The following is a 21,523-nucleotide window of genomic DNA, read 5'->3' as shown; positions in this document are numbered from 1 at the left end:
AAAATGTAAAATAGACAAATACTATTGTGGAATTTCAAATAAGAATAATCAATATGCAGGTAAAAACTACGCCCGGGAAAGCTGGTCCAGCTTTTTCAACAATGACGGTATCCGGTAAGAACCGTGCATCTGCGCTACTTTCAGCAGTATCTCATCTACATCTGCTCCTTTTGCAGTGAGAAATAACGGTGTTTTACTTTCTCCCCTTAAAACACTTCTTCTCTGCGAATCCGGTGAGGCAAATTCATTTTTTGCAATCCCAATAATTGCATACTCCTGTTCCAGAGCTTCATAAAGATAGCCTCCTAAACCAATTTTACCATCATTATCAAGGGTAACATAGCCATCGACTATAATAATATCTCCTTCTTTTAATTCAATTTTCTTTAATAAGCTTAAAATGCACGGCAGCTCTCTCTTGTAAAAAGCACCGCTCTCGTATTCAGAAGAGATATCTGTTTTTTCAGTTAAAATATCGGATTCATTTTCTGAGGTCCAGTCTTCAAAAGCAATACATACCGTATTGGCATGGTCCTCATAATAATAAGTATCAAAAGCGTAAATCATATTTCCTTTCCGGCATTAAAAAAATTCACCAAAATGCCACAGAATTCCGGAAGGATCATGTACAAAGCATTCTTTTCCCCACTCCATTGTTCTTACCGGAGTAAGCCTTACGTTTTCATACTTTTCGGTAAGATTCAAAGTCAGGAGTTCTTTCCAAAACTCATCTGTATTCTCAACCTCCATAAAGATCATCGTATTGTCTACCCAGTCTTTGGCATAATAATCCTGAAGATAAAATCCTGTTTCCTGTCTTTTAAATAAGGAAAGTTTAGATTCAAGAATCACTTCCTCAAATCCGAGATCCCTGTAAAAATTCCTGCTTAGTTCAAAATTTTCAGCTCCAATGAATGGTCTGATGGATTTCACTCCCTGTCTCATGATTTTCTGTTTTTCCAGTTATTATAAGTCATTTCAAATTTGATTTCTCCTTTCCCGTACATTCCTGTTTCGGTCCAGCCGGATTTCCTGTAGAATATTTCTGCTCTTGTATGGGGAGAAGTTCCCAGCCACAGATCTTCTTTAGTCTGTTCAAAATACCAGTCAAGCATGCTATCATGAAGTTTTCTTCCGATCCCGAGATTTTCAAAATCAGGGTGCATAAACAGCGCCCAGATATTGTTTTCTTTTAAATCTACAATGGAAAAACCTACAATTTTCGATTCAATTTCGCACACCCAGCCTTTTCCTCTTTCAAACAGAAATTCCTTACAGTCTGCATCAGTTACCAATGCAGGATCTGAAAGGGTATTTTCTTTTACGGAATTTCTTACGATCTGAATCTGCGGAATATCTTCCGGTCTTGCTTCACGGATTTCAATGGTATGCATGAGTAAATATATTTAATTTTAATGAAAAAGCCTGCAAAATAATTTACAGGCTCTGGTATTGATATCGGAAATTTCATTTTTTATTGACCCAGGAAGATTTTCTTCACTTCTTTCCGGAAGCCGTCCTGCCCCACTGAATTTCTCAGTGAAAACAAATCTTTTGCATCATTTCCTGCAATATATTTAATCTGATCTTTACCGTCAGTAGCTGCTTCATACACTACTTCTGCAATCTGTTCAGCAGTTGAGTATGAAGTCTGTCTTTCAGGATTAGTAAAAGCAGAATATACTTTTGCAAATATTTCGTCATAGGCATCATGTTTGGACAAATCCAGACTTCTGCCGGCAAAATCTGTAGTAATTCCGCCCGGAGCTACTGTTTTCACCGTGATTCCAAATGGTTCAAGCTCGTATGCCAGACTTTCGCTCCAGCCTTCCAAAGCGAATTTTGTAGCATGGTACACTGAGTTCATAGGAAACGTTACCGATCCTCCGATAGAAGTTGTGGAGATAAACATTCCTTTTCTTTTTTCACGGAAATGCGGAAGAAAAGCCTGAGTCACTCTCATGACACCCAGCAGATTGGTATTAAGGTTTCTGAATATCTGATCTTCATCCGCCCCTTCAAAAGGCCCTGCCAAACCGTAACCTGCATTATTAAAGACCAGATCTACGTCATTATTGGATAATACTTCAGAAACTACTTTCTGTACCTGCTCTTTATCTGTTACATCCAATGCCATTAAGCTTACATTGGGAATGTGATTCAGTTCTGTTTCATTTTCGGGCTTACGCATGGTAGCGATAACTTTCCATCCTTTGTCTGCAAAAAGCTTTGCTGTTGCTTTTCCTAATCCGGTTGATGTTCCGGTAATAAAAATTGTTTTCATTGTGTAATGATTTTGTAATTGTTATTATGGAATGAACATTCATTCCATATTGATTTAAATTTTTTTATTCTTTTATAGCATCCCAAACCATTCTTAATTGCTGATCAAGGTGCTTTTCTCTTTCACTCTCTTCAATACTAAGCATCCAGCGGACATAAGCTGTCATTGTTCCGCCAAGAAACTGAAGAACTGCCTGTATGGTCATCTTTTTAATAATTCCTTCCTGCTGACCTTTTTCTATCAGTTCTATGATTGAAAGAAATTCTGCCTTTCCTTTATCTTTGGTAATGCACGAAATAATTGGTGAATTCTGCATCTGATCCATAAAAGCAAAACATTCCGGATATTGGACATTAAAATCTATAAATGCTTTATAGTAATCTAAAAATTTAATTTTCAGTGATGAATCAACTGTTTTTTTGGTTATAAACTGAACTTCTAAATTTTTAATATACAGATAAATAGCATTAATAAGTTCTTCTTTTGTGGAAAAATAATTATAAATGGTCCCCATTCCTGTACCCGCAGCTTTGGCAATAGCAGACATAGGTGTAGCCTGTACCCCCTTCTCTGTAAGCAGTCTCATTGCAGCATTAATTATTTGGTCCTTCTTTTCCACCTGACAAAAATAACAAACATTGGAATAAGTATTCCAATGTTTGCTGTTAAATTATTCTTAAATATTATTTTTTATCTACTACAATTCTTTCCGCTCTGTTTGCAATTTCCCATGCAGTAGCAAAAACCAGCTGAGCTCTTTTCTCCAGCAACGGATAATCAATTTTCTCAGGATCATCAGTAGGTTTGTGATAATCTTCATGAATCCCGTCAAAGAAAAATGCTACCGGAACATTGTTTTTAGCAAAATTATAATGATCTGAACGATAATACAGACGCTCCGGATCTGACGGGTCATCATATTTATAATTCAATTCCAGATTATTGGTTTTCTTATTGGCAGCTTCGTTAATGACTTTAAGCTGAGAGCTTAGCATTTCAGAACCAATTACATAAACATACTGTTTTCCTCTGTTTTCTGCATCATCACGGCCGATCATATCAATATTGAGATCCACAACGGTATTGGCAAGTGGAAATACTGGGTTACTAGCATAGTATTCAGATCCGAACAAGCCGTGCTCTTCTCCGGTTACATGAAGGAACAGGATTGATCTTTTTGGACCATTTCCTGCCTTTTTAGCTTCCTGAAAAGCTTTTGCGATCTGCATAACACCTACGGTTCCGCTTCCATCATCATCGGCTCCATTGTAAACGACTCCGTTTTTAGTTCCGACATGGTCATAGTGGGCAGAAATCACTACAATTTCTTCAGGCTTTTCACTTCCCTCAATGAAAGCAAGGATGTTCTCGGAATCAGGCAGATTACCTCCACCTCTTTTCTTCATAAATTCAGCTGGAACTTTCTGATAATAAGATCCCAGTGCTTTTGGAGGATTAATTCCCAGGCTTTTATAATAATTAACCATATACTCACCCGCTTTCTTCTGTCCCGGACTTCCTGTATCTCTTCCACCCATTTCGTCAGAAGCAATCACATATAAGTTTTTCTTTAACTCATCAGCTTTAATAGTCTTGTATGCAGCAAGAAATGCTTTATCTCCTTTTGCTACAGATGTAGTTTGGGTTGGTGTTCCTTCGGAAGTTTTCGCTGTTCCGCAGCTGACCACTACAGCCAGCCCCAACAACGGGATAAGTATTTTTTTCATATGACAATAATTTGCCTAAAAATAACAAATTTTATTTAATCTTCAACGAATGTCTATTTTTCTTATATTTGATATAAATGCAACATAGATGGATAAAATTTACGGATTTACACATTATTCCTTTTTCACGGAAATGTCTGAACTTGCCACAAGACATAATAGTTTTGACTTGTCTTTAGGACTTCCCGATTTTGATATTGATGACCGATTGAAATCGTTTCTGAAGGAGGCTGCAGACTGCAATAAACATCAGTATGAACCGCTTGCAGGAAATCCGATGCTCATCAGTAATATTATTACTTATAATGCAGCACGTAAAAACAGCATCAAACTTAAAGAAAATGAAGTAACTGTTATTCCATGTGCAACTTTTGCTTTACATACAGCCCTTAAATCTATTTTAAATCAAGGAGATGAAGTGATAATTATTCAGCCTTCCTATTATACTTATGCCCCTTCTGTTGTTCTCAATGGCGGTGTTCCTGTCTATTATGATCTTGATAATGATTTTACCATAAACTGGGAAAAATTTCAAAAATGCATTTCCGAAAAAACAAAAGCCATTATTGTTAATTCACCACAAAACCCTACGGGAACCGTCTGGAAACAGAACGACTGGAATCAGTTACATGATTTGATAAAGCATCAGGAAATTTACCTTATCTCAGAAGAGATTTATGATACCTACTGCTATGACGGAATTGAGCATTACAGTTCTTTTCTTCATCCTGAACTGAAAAACAGAACATTCTGTATCTTTTCTTTTGGAAAAATGTTTCATACTTCCGGCTGGAAAGTCAGTTATTTACTTGCTTCAGAATACCTTACATCAAAATTCAGATGTCATCAACAATATATTTCTTACAGTGCCAATGCTCCTGCCCAGCATGCTCTCGCCAGATATCTGGAAGTATTTGATTCTTCTCAGAATAAGAATGCAATGCAGCGGAAAAGGGATATATTTAATGAAATGATCGCGTTCACGCCTTTAACAGCTGTAAAAAAGGCTGAGGGAAGTGTTTTTCAGGTGGTCAATTTCAGAAATGTTTCTAAAACCATGACTGATGTGGAATTTTCAAAATGGTTGACTATAGAGAAAGGAACGGCATGTCTTCCGCTTTCTGCATTTTATAATTCAAGGCAAAACTCTGATTATGTACGGTTCAGCTTTGCTAAAAAAGATGAATTGATTATTCAGGCTCTGGAACATTTGCAGAAAAATCTTTAAAAGTATCATAATACATAAATATCCGTGTCAATCTGTGAAATCTGTGGAATGCAAAAGAAAAATATCTTGAAATTTTATTTTTCCACAGATTTCACAGATTGACACGGATGATCTGGTTATAACCGGAAAGTCTTGATATTAAAAAAGCACCGCTTGAAACGGTGCTTTATATATTTGATTCGTTGATCTATAGAGAAAGGACTCTTACATCAATTCTTCTGTTTTTTGCTTTACACTCATCCGTGTCATTTGCCTCACAAACCGGATGCTGGGATCCATATCCTTCAGCTTCTACCCTGTCAGATGAAATACCTAATTCCAAAAGCTTCAGCTTTGCTGTCTGTGCTCTTAAATTTGATAATTTCTGGTTACTTTCCTCATTTCCTGTATTATCTGTATAACCTCCTAATTTTATTTTCAGATCAGGATATTCATTTAGAATTTCGGCGAGATTATTCAGCTGAACTTCTGAACCGGCTTTAAGATCGCTTGATCCGGTTTCAAAATAAAGATTTTCCACCGTATACCAGTTATTTGGATCTATTACAGTCTGATCTTTTTGCTTTATTGAATTGTACAATTGAAATAATCTGCTGCCTTCTCCCAAAGTGATTGTATTTCCACCTTTCAGCTTAATCTCCTGAATGTTTCCTGTTTCATAAACAAAGTCTCCGTTTTCATTAAGATGCCCTTTGATCTCTTTCGGAGCAGAAGGAACCGTTTCAATACCTGCATGTGCCGTACTTGAACTTGCATTATATACCTTGGTCAGGCTTTCCAGCTTAGCTTTTCTGTTAGCTTCAATTTTGTCTTTATGCAATACTGCCAGAGTTGGCGCAATAACCAGTGAAACAATCGACATTAATTTAATCAAAATGTTCATTGATGGTCCTGATGTATCTTTAAACGGATCTCCTACCGTATCTCCCGTTACAGAAGCTTTATGAGGTTCTGAACCTTTATAATAAGTTTTACCATTGATATCAACTCCTTTTTCAAATGATTTTTTTGCATTATCCCAGGCTCCTCCGGCATTGTTCTGGAACATTCCCATCAGAACACCACTTACGGTGGCTCCGGCTAAAAATCCTCCTAAAACCTCAGGTCCAAAGATAAACCCAATCAGCAAAGGTGAAATAATGGCAATAGCTCCCGGAAGCATCATTTTTCTGATAGATGCATCCGTGGAAATAGCTACACATTTTTCATATTCAGGTTGTGCTTTTCCCTCTAAAATCCCTGGAATTTCACGGAATTGTCTTCTTACCTCTTCTACCATAGCCATTGCGGCCTGTCCTACTGCGGTAATGGCAAGTGACGAGAATATAAACGGTATCATTCCTCCTACAAATAAGCCTGCCAAAACATCTGCCCTGTAGATATCAATACCATCAATCCCGGCAATTCCTACGAAGGCGGCAAATAAAGCCAGCGCCGTTAATGCTGCAGAGGCAATCGCAAATCCTTTTCCTGTAGCTGCTGTTGTGTTTCCGACAGCATCAAGGATATCTGTTTTTTCACGAACTTCTTTTGGAAGCTCACTCATTTCAGCAATTCCCCCCGCATTATCAGCAATCGGTCCAAAAGCATCGATAGCGAGCTGCATCGCAGTAGTTGCCATCATTCCGGCTGCTGCAATAGCTACTCCATAAAGTCCTGCACATAAGTAAGACCCATAAATCCCCCCTGCCAGTACAATGATTGGAAGTAATGTAGACTCCATTCCGACTGAAAGACCTCCAATAATATTCGTTGCATGCCCTGTAGAAGACTGTCTCACGATACTTGAAACAGGTCTTTTACCCATAGCTGTATAATATTCTGTGATGATACTCATTAAAGTACCCACAACAAGTCCTACCATTATAGCTCCGAAAACACCCATTTTAGTAAACTCATGTCCTCTGAGGGTCATTTTTTCGGGAAGAATATACGTTACCAAAAAATAAGAAGATATGGCTGTGATCACAATACTTCCCCAGTTCCCCAAATTAAGGGCATTCTGAACACTGGAAGTAGATGAGCCTTCATTATCATTGATTCTCACAAACAAGGTTCCTATCATAGAGAAAATAATCCCTGTTCCGGCAATAAGCATCGGAAGAAGTATAGGAGCAAAGCCTCCGAAAGAATCATCAGACATTGTTTCTCTACCTAAAACCATTGTGGCCAGTACTGTTGCGACGTATGAACCAAATAAATCAGCTCCCATTCCGGCAACGTCTCCTACGTTATCTCCTACGTTATCGGCAATCGTAGCTGGGTTTCTGGGATCATCCTCAGGAATTCCCGCTTCTACTTTTCCTACCAGATCCGCTCCAACGTCTGCCGCTTTTGTGTAGATACCACCACCTACTCTTGCAAAAAGAGCAATGGATTCCGCTCCCAAAGAAAATCCTGTAAGAATCTCGATCGTTCTTTCCATTTCATGGGAATCTACTGTTGCATCAGGAGCAAAAATCTGTTTAATAATCAGGAAAAGAGAGCCCAAACCAAGAACTGCCAGTCCGGCAACTCCCATTCCCATTACTGAGCCTCCTGTGAAGGACACTTTCAATGCTTTGGAAAGCGATGTTTTTGCAGCTTCTGCAGTTCTTACATTGGCTTTTGTGGCAATCTTCATTCCGATAAAACCAGCCAGAGCAGAAAATACAGCTCCAACAGCAAAAGCTAGTCCTATACTCCAGTGAGAATTGGAATTGCTGCCTCCCATCACAGCCAGTAATATGGCTACTACAACTACGAAATAGGTTAAAATCTTGTACTCAGCTTTTAGAAAAGCCATTGCACCGTCAGCGATATGTCCGCTGATAATTTTCATTTTTTCATTTCCGGCATTCTGCTTACTTACCCAGTTACTCTGAAGAAATGTGTAAAGTAAAGCCACAACACCAAAAATTGGTACTAACACAAATAGATCCATAGTTTAATATTTTTTTGGTAATAGAAAATTAAATATAATAAATAATTGTTACTAAAGCATTAAAAAATTTAAGCCTTTATAAGTGATATTTAGCCAAAAAGAATTTATATCCGGATTTTTAAGGGTTGAATTGACAATGGAAGTACCTTAATTTTATTCAACAAAAAAGGATAAACGAAAGCCGTTTATCCTTTTATATGATTAAATCAGAGAATACTATCCTCCGAATTTTTCTGCATAATCTTTCTGAGAAGCTCTGATTACTTTTTTAGCATGTTCAGCTCCGTATACTTCATGAATTCTACATTTTGCAGGTTCATCCGGTAAGTTCTTATACGTTAAGAAATAGTGCATTAATCTTTTTACCTCTGCTTCAGGAAGCTCAGAAATATCTCTGAAATGTCCAAATGCGTGGTCATTAATCATTACTGCAACAATTTTATCATCTGCTTCACCCCCATCAATCATTTTGAATCCACCGATTGGAATAGCTTCCATCAGTAATCCTCCTGCATGGATATTGTGAGAACTCAACACACAGATATCAAGCGGATCGTGATCTCCTTCTGTAACATCATCTGCACCGGCTTCCACAGCCAGTTTCATTACTTCGTTATGGCAGTATGTTCTTGGAACAAATCCGTATAGAGCGGGAATAATATTAGAAAATTTCTGAGGCCTGTCTACCTTTAAATATCCTGTTTCTTTATCTACTTCATATTTAATTGTATCTGAAGGAACGATTTCCACGAATACGTTTACAACATTTGGCGCATCTTCACCTGCAGAAATCCCGTGCCATGGATGTGCTTTAAAATTTGGAATCATTATTTATTTGTTATTTTTAAGTTATAATTAAAATTTCTCTTCTAAGGTCTTCTATGGTAGCTGCGATATAATCGTTTCCTTCCATATAGTTCATGATGAAAATGGTTTTGAACTCTTCAAGATCAGCATTTCCGTTCAATCCGTCATAGGTTTTGTGAAGCAAATCGATCAATGCATTTTTAGAATCTACAATATTTGTCCAAGAACTTTTTGTAATATATAATTGCTGTGAAGAATTATATTCAAACTCATCATTAATGGTTTTTTCCGTAAGATAGATAAACTCATGTACTGCTAAACCCTTATCAAATTTCTGGATGATATTTGAAGGCTTTATTCTTTCTAAAAACAGGGTCATTCTTTCATAGGAATGTGCTTTATTTTCAGAGTTTGATTTCACGGAAAGAAGCTTGATCTCCTGATTTTTAAGGGTGATGTACGAGTGTACAAATTGTCTCAGCAAAACCAAAAAAGGAATTGCGATAATCAATGCAAAAGCATACGGTAGATATCCTGAAAAACTAGCCATAATTTTAGACGGCAAAATTACTAATTATTTTCCGGCTTCTAAAGAGTTTTTAAATATATCACGCTTAGAATTCTGAATATAAATAAGAGACAGTATGATGATGAGATAAAAACCTATCATCATTCTGTTGGCCAGGCTCGGGAAAACCAAAAATCTTAGAAATACAGAGATGTAAATAGCTGCAAAAAACAAAGACTGGGCCCAGCTTTTTTTACTTTTCAAAGAAAATGTATTTGCCAGAATAATGACAATAAATAATAGAAGCAATGGAAAATACGAACCATTAAAATCCAGCATTATTGTTTTCTTTATATAATTCAAATAATCCGGAAAGTAGAACGGATCAGGGTTTGTTATAGGATAAATCTGAACTTTTGTAAACTGATTCATGAATAAAGTGGACCATGAAATCTGATTAAAATACTGGATCAGAAAGAAGGAAAGGAATATATAGCCATAAGATAGAAATACATTAGCCGTTTTAATCTGAAGGGTATTTCTGTAAAAGTAAACCAGAATATAAAGAAATGAATATAAAATAAAATATTCCGGCCTTGTTAAAATACAAAGCATGGCAAAAACCGTAGCTGCAAGATGTTTTTTCCTAACCACAAATGCATACAGGCTCAACAGTAATAATAAACAGGATAAACTGTCTGCCGAAGCATGCCTGCTGGCTTCCAAAATTGGCTTAAACAGAGAAATCAAGGTCGTTATAATAAATGCTAAAGGATAATTTTTTAAAATTCTGATTAAGAAACTGAATATTAATACTAAAATAAGAACATAAGAAAGTATGGAAGTTAAAAATATTGACGTTGTAACTTTAAAACCCAGTTTAAAGAACATCAGATTGACAAAATTATAAAACGGCTTCACGGAAAACAGCTGCAGTTCTTCCCCATAAGCTTTTGGATTTTCTGAAAGAACTTTATAATAGGTATTCTCCCCTATTGCAATTTCTTCGTCCTGTGGAGTAATTCCGAAAAGTTTTGGATTTGTATTTTTTAATTCAGTATATACCTTTTTATGAATATCCTCTATTTTCATATCCGGATATTCAGCTTTGTAAATAAGCCCTACATAAGCCTCCAGATCTACGTTATAATACTGATGAGTATATAAATAGTACGACATCAGGCATAAATAGAGTGAAAAAATAAAAACAAGAATATTTCCGGTTTTCTTCATTTGTGTGTTGATTTAATCAGTAAGAATGCAAAAGTAAAAAAACTATTCTTTCAGCCGTTATGATTCAGATAATTTATTCTTTTTGTGGAACTCCGAAATACATTATAATTCAAATAAAGCAGGTCTTTGGGTCACTTCATGATAACATATGCTGTTTTCATCAAAGAAATGGTAAACCAGACTTTTTCTTGTCCTGTTTTTATCTGTATGAGGTTCACCCCCATGAAGGATATTTGCGTGCCATATCAGCATATCTCCTTTTTTTGCTTTAAAAATTTCTTTTTTCAAGCCTAGTTCCTTTACCTTAGATTCTAAAAATTCTTCATAAGCCCGGTAACTTTTTTTACCGATCCTTAATGCATCTCCTTCATTATCATAGTCAGAATTCAGGAAATAAGGAAGTTTATGACTTTTGGGAATATAATGCAGAGCGCCATTGGTTTCATCCACATCTTCTAACGCGACCCAAACTCCCAACAGACCTCCAAGCGGATAGGTTGTCATATGGATACTGTCGGAATGGGTTTTCTGCTGGCTTCCGTTAATAAAATTGATGCTCTGGAAAAGCTTAGCCTTACCATCTAAAAGTACAGAGAGAAAGTCCATTAAATTTTTATCACTGCCAATATTTTTAATGATCTCAGAATGATGAATGGCAAACATTAATTTTCCACCGTAAATAAATTTCAAGGTGCCATTTTCCATCAGTCTTTCAATTTCATTATTGATTTGGTCAGCAGCATCTGTAGTAATGAAATTTCTTAAAATCATATATCCATTTTCATCATACTGAAGGGCACTTTCTTTATTTTCAGCAGTTAATTCTTTGAAAAATTCAGTATCAGTAAGCTTTTTTTGATCTATTCCCCTTTCAGAAGCCGGAAGATGGGCAAAATCAGCACTGGAAATACTGGAAAAATAACTTTTATTAAGACCGTGTTTTTTATACAAATGGATGTTATGCTGTAATTTCTTTTTATTAAAAAAATTATAAATAATATAGGGCAGTTTATAATGGCGGATCTGCTTTAGCATGACTGGATTATTAGGATAAATACTTTTTAAAGGTACGGAATATTATTTACTTAAACTCATTCTAAATAATAAAATATACATGATATTAATTTTAAGAAAACTTACCTCTCATTACAAATTGTGCAAAATTCTTGATCAATGTTTTTTTTGAGTTTTCTATGACTGCATAATTTGTCTGCACAGCTCTGAAACCTCTGAAGAATTCTTCAATACTTGGAAGATTTCCTCCTTCAAAGTCAAAAATATAATTTTCTATGTTCTCTTTTATTACATGATCAATAAGAGTAGATGCACCAGCCATTTTGATGTACTTTTTATCATTAAAAGTTCCCAACAGAGCAATGGTATCATAATCTGTGTAAATGGCTATCATATTCGTTATCTCATGGTGATAATAAAAAGCCAGAAACTTCAAATGTTTTGATGAATGAAACATCTCAAGGGTTTTTAGCAGGGTTTCCGCATCATCTTCCTTATCCAGCCCTATCACATTATTTTTTATAAAAACTTCAGCTTCTTTGTAATTTAACTCTTTCAGTTCCGAGTTTTCTATCACTTCATCGTCAAGCCGCAATTTTCTTTTTCTCTTCGGGGAATATTTGGCGAAAACTTTAGCATACTCATCAGGATATAAAAGAAAATTCTTTTTTGTCTTTAATTTTGAATCAAAATTATTGGTTTCATTAAAATGATAAGCTCTTACCAAATAATTCTTCTGAAGAAAATGAAGGAATTTTTCATTGATCTTCTTATCATCTTTATCCGAAAAGATTCCAAGCTGCTGGCATATCAGCGGATTATGGACCACTTTAATACCTTTTTTCAGGATAAACGGAACAGGCATTACTGCTTCATAGTCATTATGAACTAAAATGTCCCATTGCTTGTTGGTCGTTATGTCTAAGAAATTTTTTGATGCAGAATACTTTCTTTGCTCTGACTTTACAAGACAGTCAGTATATTTTTTAAAATCAATCTCGTTATATTTCAATCTTCTAATCATAGTAATCCTTCATCTGAGAAACTAAAGTATGTGTCATGTGTCACAATAATATGGTCTAAAAGCTGTATGCTCAAGGTTTTCCCTGCCTCTTTTATTTTCTGGGTAATGCTGATATCTTCCTTACTCGGCTTCAGGCTTCCAGACGGATGGTTGTGGGCAATAATAATTCCTGTTGAGAAATAATCCAAAGCATTTTTAAATAAAATTCTAATATCTACAATCGACTGGCTTATTCCTCCCTGGGTCAGCTGTGAGATATGAATTACCTTATTGCTGTGGTTCAGAAATATAGCCCAGAATTCTTCCGTTCTTAAATCTGATAGTTGATTTTTAAGAATAGCATAAGCATCATCACTGTTTGAAATCTCTGCTTTTTCAGGTATTTCCTGAATGATTCTTCTTTTTCCTATTTCCAATGCAGCAATAATTGAAACAGCTTTTACCTCGCCAATACCTTTAAATTTCATAAGATCTTTATTGGAAAGAAGACTCAATTGATGCCAATTGTTATTTACTGATGCCAGTATCTTTCTGGCTAGCTCCAGTGCACTCTCATCTCTGTTCCCACTTCCCATAATAATTGCCAGAAGTTCGGAATCGGAAAGGGAATTTTTTCCTTTCCGTAAAAATTTTTCTCTGGGTCTGTCGTCTTCAGCAAGGAGTTTTATGGTCATTTGTGAGTTTGAGTTTTGAATGGGAAATTCAGAATTTAATAAAATGCATACATGATCACTGGTTGCTTTGATTTGTCAAGATATTTTGCGGTTTGGGCAAATGCATTGGCAGAAAGCATCGGACATCCCAGACTTAAACACGCCGGATTTTGGGATTCCTGATCCGGAATACATCCGTAAGAATGTAAGACTATTGCCCTTTGCAATGCATTATTATTACCGGTATCGAGACCATTTAATCTGTAAGCCTTACCAAACTTTCCGCTATAGCTGTTCAGAATCTCATACTTTCCAAGTGAAGACTGGTATGATCCTTCGGTATTACTAAATTTTAAAGCATCCGAGTTCTTAATAACTGAACCTGAACCATGAGAAACAATAGCTTTTTGTAATATTTTATTGTTTTTCAAGTCATAAACAAAATAACGGTATTTCCCGGAATAGGTCTTAAAGTTAATAAAAACAGCAATATCCTGATTATAATTTTTCCCTTTTACAAAACTTTTAATTTCTGAAACCTTTGCTGCCGGAAGAATATCATAAGCGATATTTTCCTGCGACTCAGCTTTTGAGCAGGAAATGATAAAAAGGAACAGGAATATAATCTTTTTCATCAGGGTAAGTGTTTTTATTCAATGATCATTCCGTCTTTCATGACCAGTTTTCTATCTGTAATTTCTGCAAGGTTTGGGTTATGGGTTACAATAACAAAAGTCTGGTTATATTTATCTCTCAGATCAAAAAATAACCTGTGAAGATCATCTGCATTTTTTGAGTCTAAGTTTCCTGTAGGTTCATCCGCAAAAATAATTTTGGGGGAATTGATCAGTGCTCTAGCTACTGCTACCCTTTGCGCCTCTCCTCCTGATAACTGGTTGGGTTTATGGTTCAGCCTCTGCTCTATTTTAAGGTCTTCAAATAAAGCATATGCCTTTTCTAAAGCTTCTTTTTCATTGGCTCCTCCAATTTTTGTCGGAAGCAGAACATTTTCTAAAGCAGTAAATTCAGGAAGAAGCTGATGAAACTGAAATACAAAACCGATATTCTGATTTCTGAATTTCGAAAGCTGCTTATCATTCATATTAATGAAAGATTCTCCTGCAATGCTGATTTCCGTATTATATTTATTGGAATTAGTGGGATGATCCAAAGTTCCCAAGATCTGAAGCAAAGTAGATTTTCCGGCACCGGATTCGCCTACAATAGAAACAACTTCACCCGTTTTAATATGGATGTCAACCCCTTTCAGTACTTCTAAGTTTCCATAAGACTTATGGATATTACTTGCTTTAATCATGATTCAAAAATAGTGATTTACTTGCAAATAAAAAACCGCTTTTTGAAGCGGTTTATACTTTATTATGCTTTTAATAATATTGGATTTCTCTGATCCATTTATATAAGTCTTTAAAAATAAATTTTTCATTATTTTTATGATTCAAAACAAAATCATTCGAAAAGGCCTTTGTTATTGTTTTATTAGTATAATATTTTTTGGCAAAGGCTGTGGAAATGGATTTGCATTATAATATTGACATGAAGAGTCTATAATGTCTGTTGTATCTATAAACTTCCAATTTAATTCTGTATTACTAGTATTAATAAAATTTATAAGAATATTTCCCGAGATATTACAAATATCTGAATCTATGTAAAATAAGGAATATCTTTTATATGGAATTGATAAGAAACGAGCACCTTCAATTTTAGTATCTTGATCTGGTAAACTAGTATTATCATATAAAATATTTCCGGAAGAATCTAAAACTTTGAATCTTCCAGCTAGTATATCTTTATAATAAGGATTATTTTCTTTATGATTCATATACTTTTTCACTCTATTTAAGCTAAGAAAAAAAGTTTTATTATCCCAAGTTCCTTTCCAAATTCCTTCATAAGGAATAAGTTCATTATTCACATCTTTTATGTATGCGTCATTTGGAACATCTGTATTTGTATTTAGTGGGTATACTTGTGCACAACCCAAGAAAACAAAGTGCGATATTAGTAGTATAAATAATTTTCTCATTTTTTATTTCTTTAATTTAAATTTATGGACAAGAGGATAGAATAACATTATTACTTGCATCCAAACTTAATTTCGTAGCTTTTCCAGTTATTTTTTCAACCTGATATAACTCTACTCCATCTATAGCGACTTTCTCCTTTAAAAACCTTAAAAACATTTTTTCAACTTTACCTTGATCAATCGTCCCATCTTCATTTTGGATTGCAATTACTTCTCTTTCATACCAAGATAGCCAAAATTTTTTAGTATTTGGACCAACTCCAAAACCAGATGATAATCCTGTAAATTGAAGCATATAATTTCCTTCTGAAGTTATTACCATTGCATAAGCATCTGTAACACCGCCATGTACATCAGCATTAGCAACACAACTTGTTAAGAAAGTAGCCAAATCTGCAGGCGAAAATATTTTCACAGGATGCCCACCATCACTCTCATTATTATGGGAATGAATAAATCCAAAATATTGATTGCCAGCAGGAAGTGTTACATTATGTGAGCCAAGCACGTTTTCCATAGGCTGATACTGTGTTTCCGTAACTCCAGTATTCGGAGGAGGATATCCTACTGCATATCCCATTTCATGATCATAATCAAAAACTTCCGGCTTATCAATAGCAGCAACTTTTTCTTTAAATTTAGCATCATTAAATTTATTTTTTATTTTCACACACGGATCATCAAGCTCTGGCAAATTAATATTTCCACCACTACCAGACACAGGAGTAGTTCCCATACCTCCACTTGAACCTGTTCCACCACAACTTCCCGGGGTTTCCTGTACCGTAATGTTATATACTACCTCATAACCACCTTGTGTGGCAGCATTGGAAGTTCCCAAATAGGCACATGGTTCTCCATAATCGTGCAAACCTTCTATACACTGATGCCCCGGAACATATACATACGTTCCTACAGGATAAAAAGTTACAGGACAGGAATTCAGCTTCCCGAAAATTTCAGCAGAAGTTTTTTTTCCAACCGTATACAAAGAAATATGGTGGGAAAGTTCTTCAGGAGAAAGAGGCTTTTCCCTGCTGTTACTAAGGGCAGCCGCATCATATGTAATGAAGTAGGCAAAAAAATTGCCTTCTCCTATATCTTTCAGGATCAGGTTTTCCAGAACACTTTCATCTTTTTCGGAATCTCTTTCTATTTTAAAAGTATAGGTTACTATACCATTGGCATCCTTTACAAAGTATGCCTCCTCAGTATCTATAGAAAATCCATTTTCTGCATCAGTATAGATTCCCTTACTTTCAGAAGCATTGTTCGGAGATATCTGGTTAATTTTATCTAATACCTTAGGATGATTTTTCTCTAATTGCAAACGAGACAGCCATTCCACGGTATTTTTTTGAAGTTGTGCATCATATTCCTGTCCAGCCTGCATGAGCTCCTGTTGGCAGGACCAGACTACGGCAAGAAAGGCTGTCAGTATGAACAGCCTGAGAGTAATTTTTTTTCTCATAGATTGTGTGTGTTTTTAACTTGTTAAATATAATATTTTTTTCTACATCTCAAAGATGTGAAAAAAAATAAAATAACAATGCCCTGTTTCTGATGCATCATTATATTTGGAAAAAAATTATATTTGTTCATCAAATTATTTAGCTATGAACGCAACCATCGGGAAAAGAATAAGAAAGTACAGGGAAGAAAAAGGAATCTCTCAGGAAGAGCTAGCAGAAAAGCTTCATATTTCACGCTCAACTTATCAGAGAATAGAAAACGGAGAAACCAATTCATGGGTGAATCATATTGAAAATATCTGCACCTCACTGGATGTTACTATGGAAGACATTCTGAAACCGGAAGAAGGATATACACAAATAAATAGAGAAAATACTGCGAATGAAAATTCAAGTAACAATATGATTCAAAATCAAACTAATAATTATAATACTCCAGAAAAGCTTATTGAGCAGTACGAAGAACGCATCAAAGAACTGAAAGACCAAGTAGAATTTTGGAAAAATAAGGCAGAAGCCAACAAATAATATTCTACTTCACTATCTAACTTTCTCTAAAAAATAGTGAATAATCAATTGGGAAGTTAAGAAATCAACAAGTAACGCGAATTCACAAAAAAACGCTTCTCAATGAGAAGCGTTTTATATATTTCACACTAGAAAATTACAGTAACAAAGTTAAAGGACTTTCCAGATATGTTTTTAATGTCTGTAAAAACTGAGCTCCAGTAGCACCGTCTACCACTCTGTGGTCACATGCCAATGAAAGCTTCATAATGTTTCCTACTACAATCTGACCGTCTTTTACAATCGGTTTTTCAATGATCGCTCCTACTGAAAGGATTGCAGAGTTCGGCTGGTTGATGATACTAGTAAAGGTTTCAATTCCGAACATACCCAGGTTAGAGATTGAAAATGTAGAACCTTCCATTTCATTTGCCTTAAGCCCTTTGCTCTTAGCTCTCGAAGCCATATCTTTTACCGCTGCAGAGATCTGCGTGTAGTTCATCTGGTCTGTATTTTTAAGTACAGGAACCACTAATCCGTCAGGAATAGCTACCGCTACACCAATATTGATGTTTCCTCTGTGGATGATCTTGTCTCCTGCCCAGCTTGAATTCACCTGAGGGTGTTTTCTTAAAGCTATAGCAGTTGCCTTAATGATCATATCATTGAAAGAGATTTTCGTATCAGGTAAAGAATTGATTTCTTTTCTGGCCTCGATTGCTTTATCCATATTGATCTCCACCATAAGATAATAGTGAGGAGCAGAGAATTTACTTTCAGCAAGACGTTTTGCAATAATATTTCTTACCTGAGAGTTTGGAGTTTCTGTATCTTCACCCTGTACAAAGCTCAATGCAACTTGTGCTGCTGCAGGAGCAGAAGCAGCTGGCTGAGCCTGTGCAACTTGAGAAGGCTGATAATTTTCAATATCTTTTTTAACGATTCTTCCGTTTTCTCCTGAACCGTGCACACTGTTGATGTCAACACCTTTATCCTGAGCCATTTTTTTAGCCAATGGAGAAATTGCCACCCTGTCAGATGATGAAGAACTTGCTGCGGGAGCTGCTTTTTCTTCTGTTTTGGTTTCAGTTTTCTGTTCAGCCGGTTTTTCAGAAGCCTGTGGAGCTGCTTTTGGAGCACCTACAGCAGAAACATCTGTTCCTTCCGGACCTATAATTGCCAATACTGAATCTACCGGAGCAGCACCGCCTTCTTCTACACCCTGCTTCAATAATACTCCGTTGAATTCAGATTCAAAATCCTGAACTGCTTTATCTGTTTCGATTTCAGCAAGAAGATCTCCTTCTTTTACTGTATCGCCTACGTTTTTATGCCATTTTGCCACTTTCCCTTCCGTCATGGTATCGGAAAGTCTTGGCATTGTAATAATTTCTACACCTGCAGGGACTTCTGCAGTAGTCTGCTCAACACTTGTAGCGTTGTTTTCTGTTTTGGATTCTTCTTCAGCCTTTTTCTCTTCAGAACCTCCTGCAGCGGGAGCAGCAGCTCCGCCCGTTAATCCTGAAATATCTTCTCCCTCGTTTCCAATAATCGCTAAAACAGAATCTACGGCAGCAGCAGCGCCTTCTTCCACACCAATATATAAAAGAGTTCCGTTTATTTCAGATTCGAAATCCTGAACAGCTTTATCTGTTTCAATTTCGGCTAAAATATCTCCTTCTTTTACTGTATCTCCTACTTTTTTATGCCATTTTGCCACTTTACCTTCCGTCATTGTATCCGAAAGGCGGGGCATCGTAATTACTTCTGCCATAATTTATTGTGTTATTTTTTTAATATGATGATATAAGGATAGAAACAGTGAATTTTCACATCATCTATCATAAGATCAGCAAATTATTTTAGTTTTCTAATTGATCTAAGAACGGATAATTATCCTGAGCATAAACATATTCGTAGATTTTCTCCGGATCCGGATATGGAGAATTTTCCATAAACTCAATACATTCTTCTACGAACTCTCTTGATTTATTGTCGATAGCGTCCAGTTCTGCTTCAGTAGCCCATCCGTTTTCCAGGATTCTATGCTTTACCAGCTCCATAGGGTCATCATTTTTATGCATAGCTACTTCCTCCTTGCTTCTGTAAGGCTCGGCATCAGACATAGAATGTCCTCTGTAACGGTAAGTTCTTGCTTCAATGAAGGTAGGTCCGTCTCCTCTTCTTGCTCTTTCAATTGCCTCGTAAGCTGCTTCGGCCACTTTTTCAGGATCCATTGCATCTACTGCAAGGCAAGGCATTTCGTATCCTAAACCTAATTTATAGATGTCTTCATGGTTGGCAGTTCTTTTTACGGAAGTTCCCATTGCATACTGGTTGTTTTCCACCACAAATACTACAGGAAGTTTCCAGTTCATCGCCATATTGAATGTTTCGTGAAGCGATCCCTGTCTTGCTGCCCCGTCTCCGAAGAAACAGATGTTTACAGCTTTTCTGTCAAAATATTTATCTGCAAAAGCAATTCCGGCTCCCAAAGGAATCTGTCCTCCTACGATACCGTGACCGCCATAGAAACGGTGCTCTTTACTGAAAATGTGCATAGAACCACCCATACCTCCGGACGTTCCGGTAGCTTTACCGCAAAGCTCAGCCATGATTCTCTTAGGATCTACTCCCATCGCCATTGGATGGATGTGGCATCTGTAAGCAGTAATCATACTGTCTTTCGTTAAGTCCATTGCATGCGTGAAGCCGGCAGGAATAGCCTCCTGACCGTTATACAAATGTAAAAAACCTCTGATCTTTTGTTTTAGATAAAGAGAACGGCATTTGTCTTCAAACCTTCTCCACATAGTCATATCTTCATACCACTTAAGGTATATCTCTTTAGAAAATTCTTTCATGTGCTAGCTCTTGCTTTTTTATGATGAATATTTGAGCAAAATTATAAAAAAAACTTTGTTTTTATCGTATACATACTAATTGTTTTTTTGCTTATAGTGTTATATTTGAATTTTAAACTTAAACATGGAAGGAAAACAGGCTTCACTGCTACATAAAATTTCAAAAGTTATTTCGGATTTTTTTAATCCGCTTGTTTCTTTGCTGATCTTCTTTATTTATATGAGTGTAAAAGAATACTCACTGAAAGAATCTCTTCTGTATTTTGCTCCTATATTACTAATGATCATTGTTCCGGTAGTCATCTGGCTGATATGGAATGTAAAGACCGGAAGGTATACGAATATGGATGTTTCGGACCGGGTTCAGAGGAAAACGCTTTATATCTTTATTGCGGCCTGTGTAGTGGCTTATCTTATTTTCAACTATTTCAGGAACGGGTATATTGATCTTGTGATGCTTTTTATCCTGGTCCTGATTTTCACCATGCAAATCAGTAATTTTTATATTAAAAGCTCGATGCATACAGCCTTTAATGTATTTGTTGCAGCATTATTTTTCACACTGGACTGGAAGGCCGGACTGATGTGGTTGGGAATTGCCGCTTTAGTGGGAATTACAAGGATCATTTTAAAAAGACATACGGTAAAGGAAGTATTTATGGGTGCCGGAATAGCATTTGTGGTATCTTTTATCTATCTTTATTGCAATATACAATTTCAACATTAAGAACATTCTATGAAAATAAATCATCTTACCGGTGCTGAGGAGAATTTTATGAAGCTGTTTTGGAAGCTTGAATCCTTTTATCTTAAAGATATTATGGAGCAGCATCCTGAACCGAAGCCGCACCAGAATACTGTTTCCACCTATCTGAAAATACTGGTGGAAAAAGGATATATCACGACTCAGAAAGAAGGAAGGATCTTCAAGTATACCGTAGTGGTTCCTATGGAGGAATACAGGAAATTCATACTGAAAGAGCTGGCTCATAATTTTTTCAATGACTCAGGAAAGGATATGCTGGAATTTTTATTTAATGAAAAATTGATATCCCAGGACGATCTGAAAAATTATTTCGACCTTAAAATCGAAATTGTTCCTGCCAAAATTGAAGAACCGAAGTTTGAATATGCGGAAGAGATTTTAAATCCTAAAAAAGTGAAGAAGGCTAAAGCAAAAGACAAAGACAAGAAGAAAAAAAAGAAAAAAGATTAAGCACAAAATACAC

23 protein-coding genes are annotated in these 21,523 nt (G+C 36.0%); 4 read left to right on the top strand and 19 right to left on the bottom strand.

The genetic code is table 11. From position 1 onward, the window contains the following. Window positions 1-66: 66 nt before the first annotated feature. The 6 genes from ACQWU4_RS00895 to ACQWU4_RS00870 form a co-directional block, all read right to left on the bottom strand. Window positions 67-567, bottom strand: coding sequence for an endonuclease V (locus ACQWU4_RS00895; protein WP_429933888.1), 501 nt, complete (start codon window positions 565-567; stop codon window positions 67-69). A 15-nt stretch (window positions 568-582) separates the two neighbouring features. Beyond that, window positions 583-945, bottom strand: coding sequence for a glyoxalase (locus ACQWU4_RS00890; RefSeq protein WP_429933887.1), 363 nt, complete (start codon window positions 943-945; stop codon window positions 583-585). Next, window positions 942-1,394 carry a GNAT family N-acetyltransferase gene (locus ACQWU4_RS00885; protein ID WP_429933886.1) on the bottom strand — a complete coding sequence of 151 codons (453 nt, stop codon included), beginning with the start codon at window positions 1,392-1,394 and terminating at the stop codon, window positions 942-944. Before ACQWU4_RS00885 ends, ACQWU4_RS00890 begins: the two co-directional genes overlap by 4 nt. A gap of 80 nt (window positions 1,395-1,474) precedes the next feature. Continuing rightward, window positions 1,475-2,284: an SDR family oxidoreductase gene (locus ACQWU4_RS00880; protein ID WP_429933885.1), complete on the bottom strand. Its 810-nt coding sequence runs from the start codon at window positions 2,282-2,284 to the stop codon at window positions 1,475-1,477. A gap of 64 nt (window positions 2,285-2,348) precedes the next feature. Then, on the bottom strand, window positions 2,349-2,903 hold the full coding sequence (locus ACQWU4_RS00875; RefSeq protein WP_429933884.1) for a TetR/AcrR family transcriptional regulator: 555 nt from the start codon (window positions 2,901-2,903) through the stop codon (window positions 2,349-2,351). Between the two features lie 64 nt (window positions 2,904-2,967). Next, window positions 2,968-4,011, bottom strand: coding sequence for a M28 family metallopeptidase (locus ACQWU4_RS00870; RefSeq protein ID WP_429933883.1), 1,044 nt, complete (start codon window positions 4,009-4,011; stop codon window positions 2,968-2,970). An 88-nt stretch (window positions 4,012-4,099) separates the two neighbouring features. Between ACQWU4_RS00870 and ACQWU4_RS00865 the strand changes: the two genes are divergently transcribed. Continuing rightward, window positions 4,100-5,239 carry an aminotransferase class I/II-fold pyridoxal phosphate-dependent enzyme gene (locus ACQWU4_RS00865; protein WP_429933882.1) on the top strand — a complete coding sequence of 380 codons (1,140 nt, stop codon included), beginning with the start codon at window positions 4,100-4,102 and terminating at the stop codon, window positions 5,237-5,239. A 187-nt stretch (window positions 5,240-5,426) separates the two neighbouring features. Here ACQWU4_RS00865 and ACQWU4_RS00860 read toward each other — a convergent pair whose 3' ends face one another. From ACQWU4_RS00860 to ACQWU4_RS00810, 11 genes are all read right to left on the bottom strand, one after another. Further along, complete coding sequence (locus ACQWU4_RS00860; protein ID WP_429933881.1) at window positions 5,427-8,162, bottom strand: sodium-translocating pyrophosphatase; 2,736 nt, start codon at window positions 8,160-8,162, stop codon at window positions 5,427-5,429. A gap of 216 nt (window positions 8,163-8,378) precedes the next feature. Continuing rightward, window positions 8,379-8,990, bottom strand: coding sequence for an inorganic pyrophosphatase (locus tag ACQWU4_RS00855; protein ID WP_429933880.1), 612 nt, complete (start codon window positions 8,988-8,990; stop codon window positions 8,379-8,381). Window positions 8,991-9,006: 16 nt separating this feature from the next. Beyond that, window positions 9,007-9,519: a hypothetical protein gene (locus tag ACQWU4_RS00850; protein WP_429933879.1), complete on the bottom strand. Its 513-nt coding sequence runs from the start codon at window positions 9,517-9,519 to the stop codon at window positions 9,007-9,009. A 24-nt stretch (window positions 9,520-9,543) separates the two neighbouring features. Next, a complete protein-coding gene (locus ACQWU4_RS00845; RefSeq protein WP_429933878.1) occupies window positions 9,544-10,710 on the bottom strand; it encodes a hypothetical protein in 1,167 nt (388 codons plus the stop codon). A 102-nt stretch (window positions 10,711-10,812) separates the two neighbouring features. Further along, complete coding sequence (locus ACQWU4_RS00840) at window positions 10,813-11,745, bottom strand: phytanoyl-CoA dioxygenase family protein (protein ID WP_429933877.1); 933 nt, start codon at window positions 11,743-11,745, stop codon at window positions 10,813-10,815. Between the two features lie 91 nt (window positions 11,746-11,836). Next, window positions 11,837-12,748: a hypothetical protein gene (locus tag ACQWU4_RS00835; RefSeq protein ID WP_429933876.1), complete on the bottom strand. Its 912-nt coding sequence runs from the start codon at window positions 12,746-12,748 to the stop codon at window positions 11,837-11,839. Further along, window positions 12,745-13,422, bottom strand: coding sequence for a RadC family protein (radC, locus tag ACQWU4_RS00830; RefSeq protein WP_429933875.1), 678 nt, complete (start codon window positions 13,420-13,422; stop codon window positions 12,745-12,747). Before radC ends, ACQWU4_RS00835 begins: the two co-directional genes overlap by 4 nt. A 35-nt stretch (window positions 13,423-13,457) precedes the next feature. Then, a complete protein-coding gene (locus tag ACQWU4_RS00825; RefSeq protein ID WP_429933874.1) occupies window positions 13,458-14,036 on the bottom strand; it encodes a murein L,D-transpeptidase catalytic domain-containing protein in 579 nt (192 codons plus the stop codon). A gap of 14 nt (window positions 14,037-14,050) precedes the next feature. After that, on the bottom strand, window positions 14,051-14,719 hold the full coding sequence (locus ACQWU4_RS00820; protein WP_429933873.1) for an ABC transporter ATP-binding protein: 669 nt from the start codon (window positions 14,717-14,719) through the stop codon (window positions 14,051-14,053). A 171-nt stretch (window positions 14,720-14,890) separates the two neighbouring features. Beyond that, window positions 14,891-15,451 (bottom strand): DUF6705 family protein, encoded by a 561-nt coding sequence (locus tag ACQWU4_RS00815; protein WP_429933872.1) that lies wholly within the window; start codon window positions 15,449-15,451, stop codon window positions 14,891-14,893. 22 nt (window positions 15,452-15,473) lie between these two features. Further along, window positions 15,474-16,922 carry a hypothetical protein gene (locus tag ACQWU4_RS00810; protein WP_429933871.1) on the bottom strand — a complete coding sequence of 483 codons (1,449 nt, stop codon included), beginning with the start codon at window positions 16,920-16,922 and terminating at the stop codon, window positions 15,474-15,476. Between the two features lie 145 nt (window positions 16,923-17,067). On the opposite strand from ACQWU4_RS00810, the gene ACQWU4_RS00805 reads away from it, so the two are divergent. After that, window positions 17,068-17,451: a helix-turn-helix transcriptional regulator gene (locus ACQWU4_RS00805; RefSeq protein ID WP_429933870.1), complete on the top strand. Its 384-nt coding sequence runs from the start codon at window positions 17,068-17,070 to the stop codon at window positions 17,449-17,451. A 136-nt stretch (window positions 17,452-17,587) separates the two neighbouring features. Here the strand turns inward: ACQWU4_RS00805 and ACQWU4_RS00800 are convergent, their stop codons facing one another. Continuing rightward, entirely contained in the window at window positions 17,588-19,204 is a 1,617-nt protein-coding gene (locus tag ACQWU4_RS00800; RefSeq protein ID WP_429933869.1) for a 2-oxo acid dehydrogenase subunit E2, read from the bottom strand. Window positions 19,205-19,292: 88 nt separating this feature from the next. Beyond that, entirely contained in the window at window positions 19,293-20,294 is a 1,002-nt protein-coding gene (pdhA, locus tag ACQWU4_RS00795) for a pyruvate dehydrogenase (acetyl-transferring) E1 component subunit alpha (protein WP_429933868.1), read from the bottom strand. Between the two features lie 124 nt (window positions 20,295-20,418). Here pdhA and ACQWU4_RS00790 point away from each other — a divergent pair, with 124 nt between their 5' ends. Both ACQWU4_RS00790 and ACQWU4_RS00785 read left to right on the top strand, forming a co-directional pair. Then, window positions 20,419-21,021, top strand: coding sequence for a phosphatase PAP2 family protein (locus ACQWU4_RS00790; RefSeq protein ID WP_429933867.1), 603 nt, complete (start codon window positions 20,419-20,421; stop codon window positions 21,019-21,021). Window positions 21,022-21,030: 9 nt separating this feature from the next. Then, entirely contained in the window at window positions 21,031-21,510 is a 480-nt protein-coding gene (locus tag ACQWU4_RS00785) for a BlaI/MecI/CopY family transcriptional regulator (RefSeq protein WP_429933866.1), read from the top strand. Window positions 21,511-21,523 lie beyond the last annotated feature (13 nt).

Source organism: Chryseobacterium sp. MIQD13 (genome assembly GCF_050496705.1).
Classification (GTDB): domain Bacteria; phylum Bacteroidota; class Bacteroidia; order Flavobacteriales; family Weeksellaceae; genus Chryseobacterium.
The sequence above is the reverse complement of the archived record's forward strand: the minus strand, read 5'-3'. Positions and strand labels throughout refer to the sequence as shown.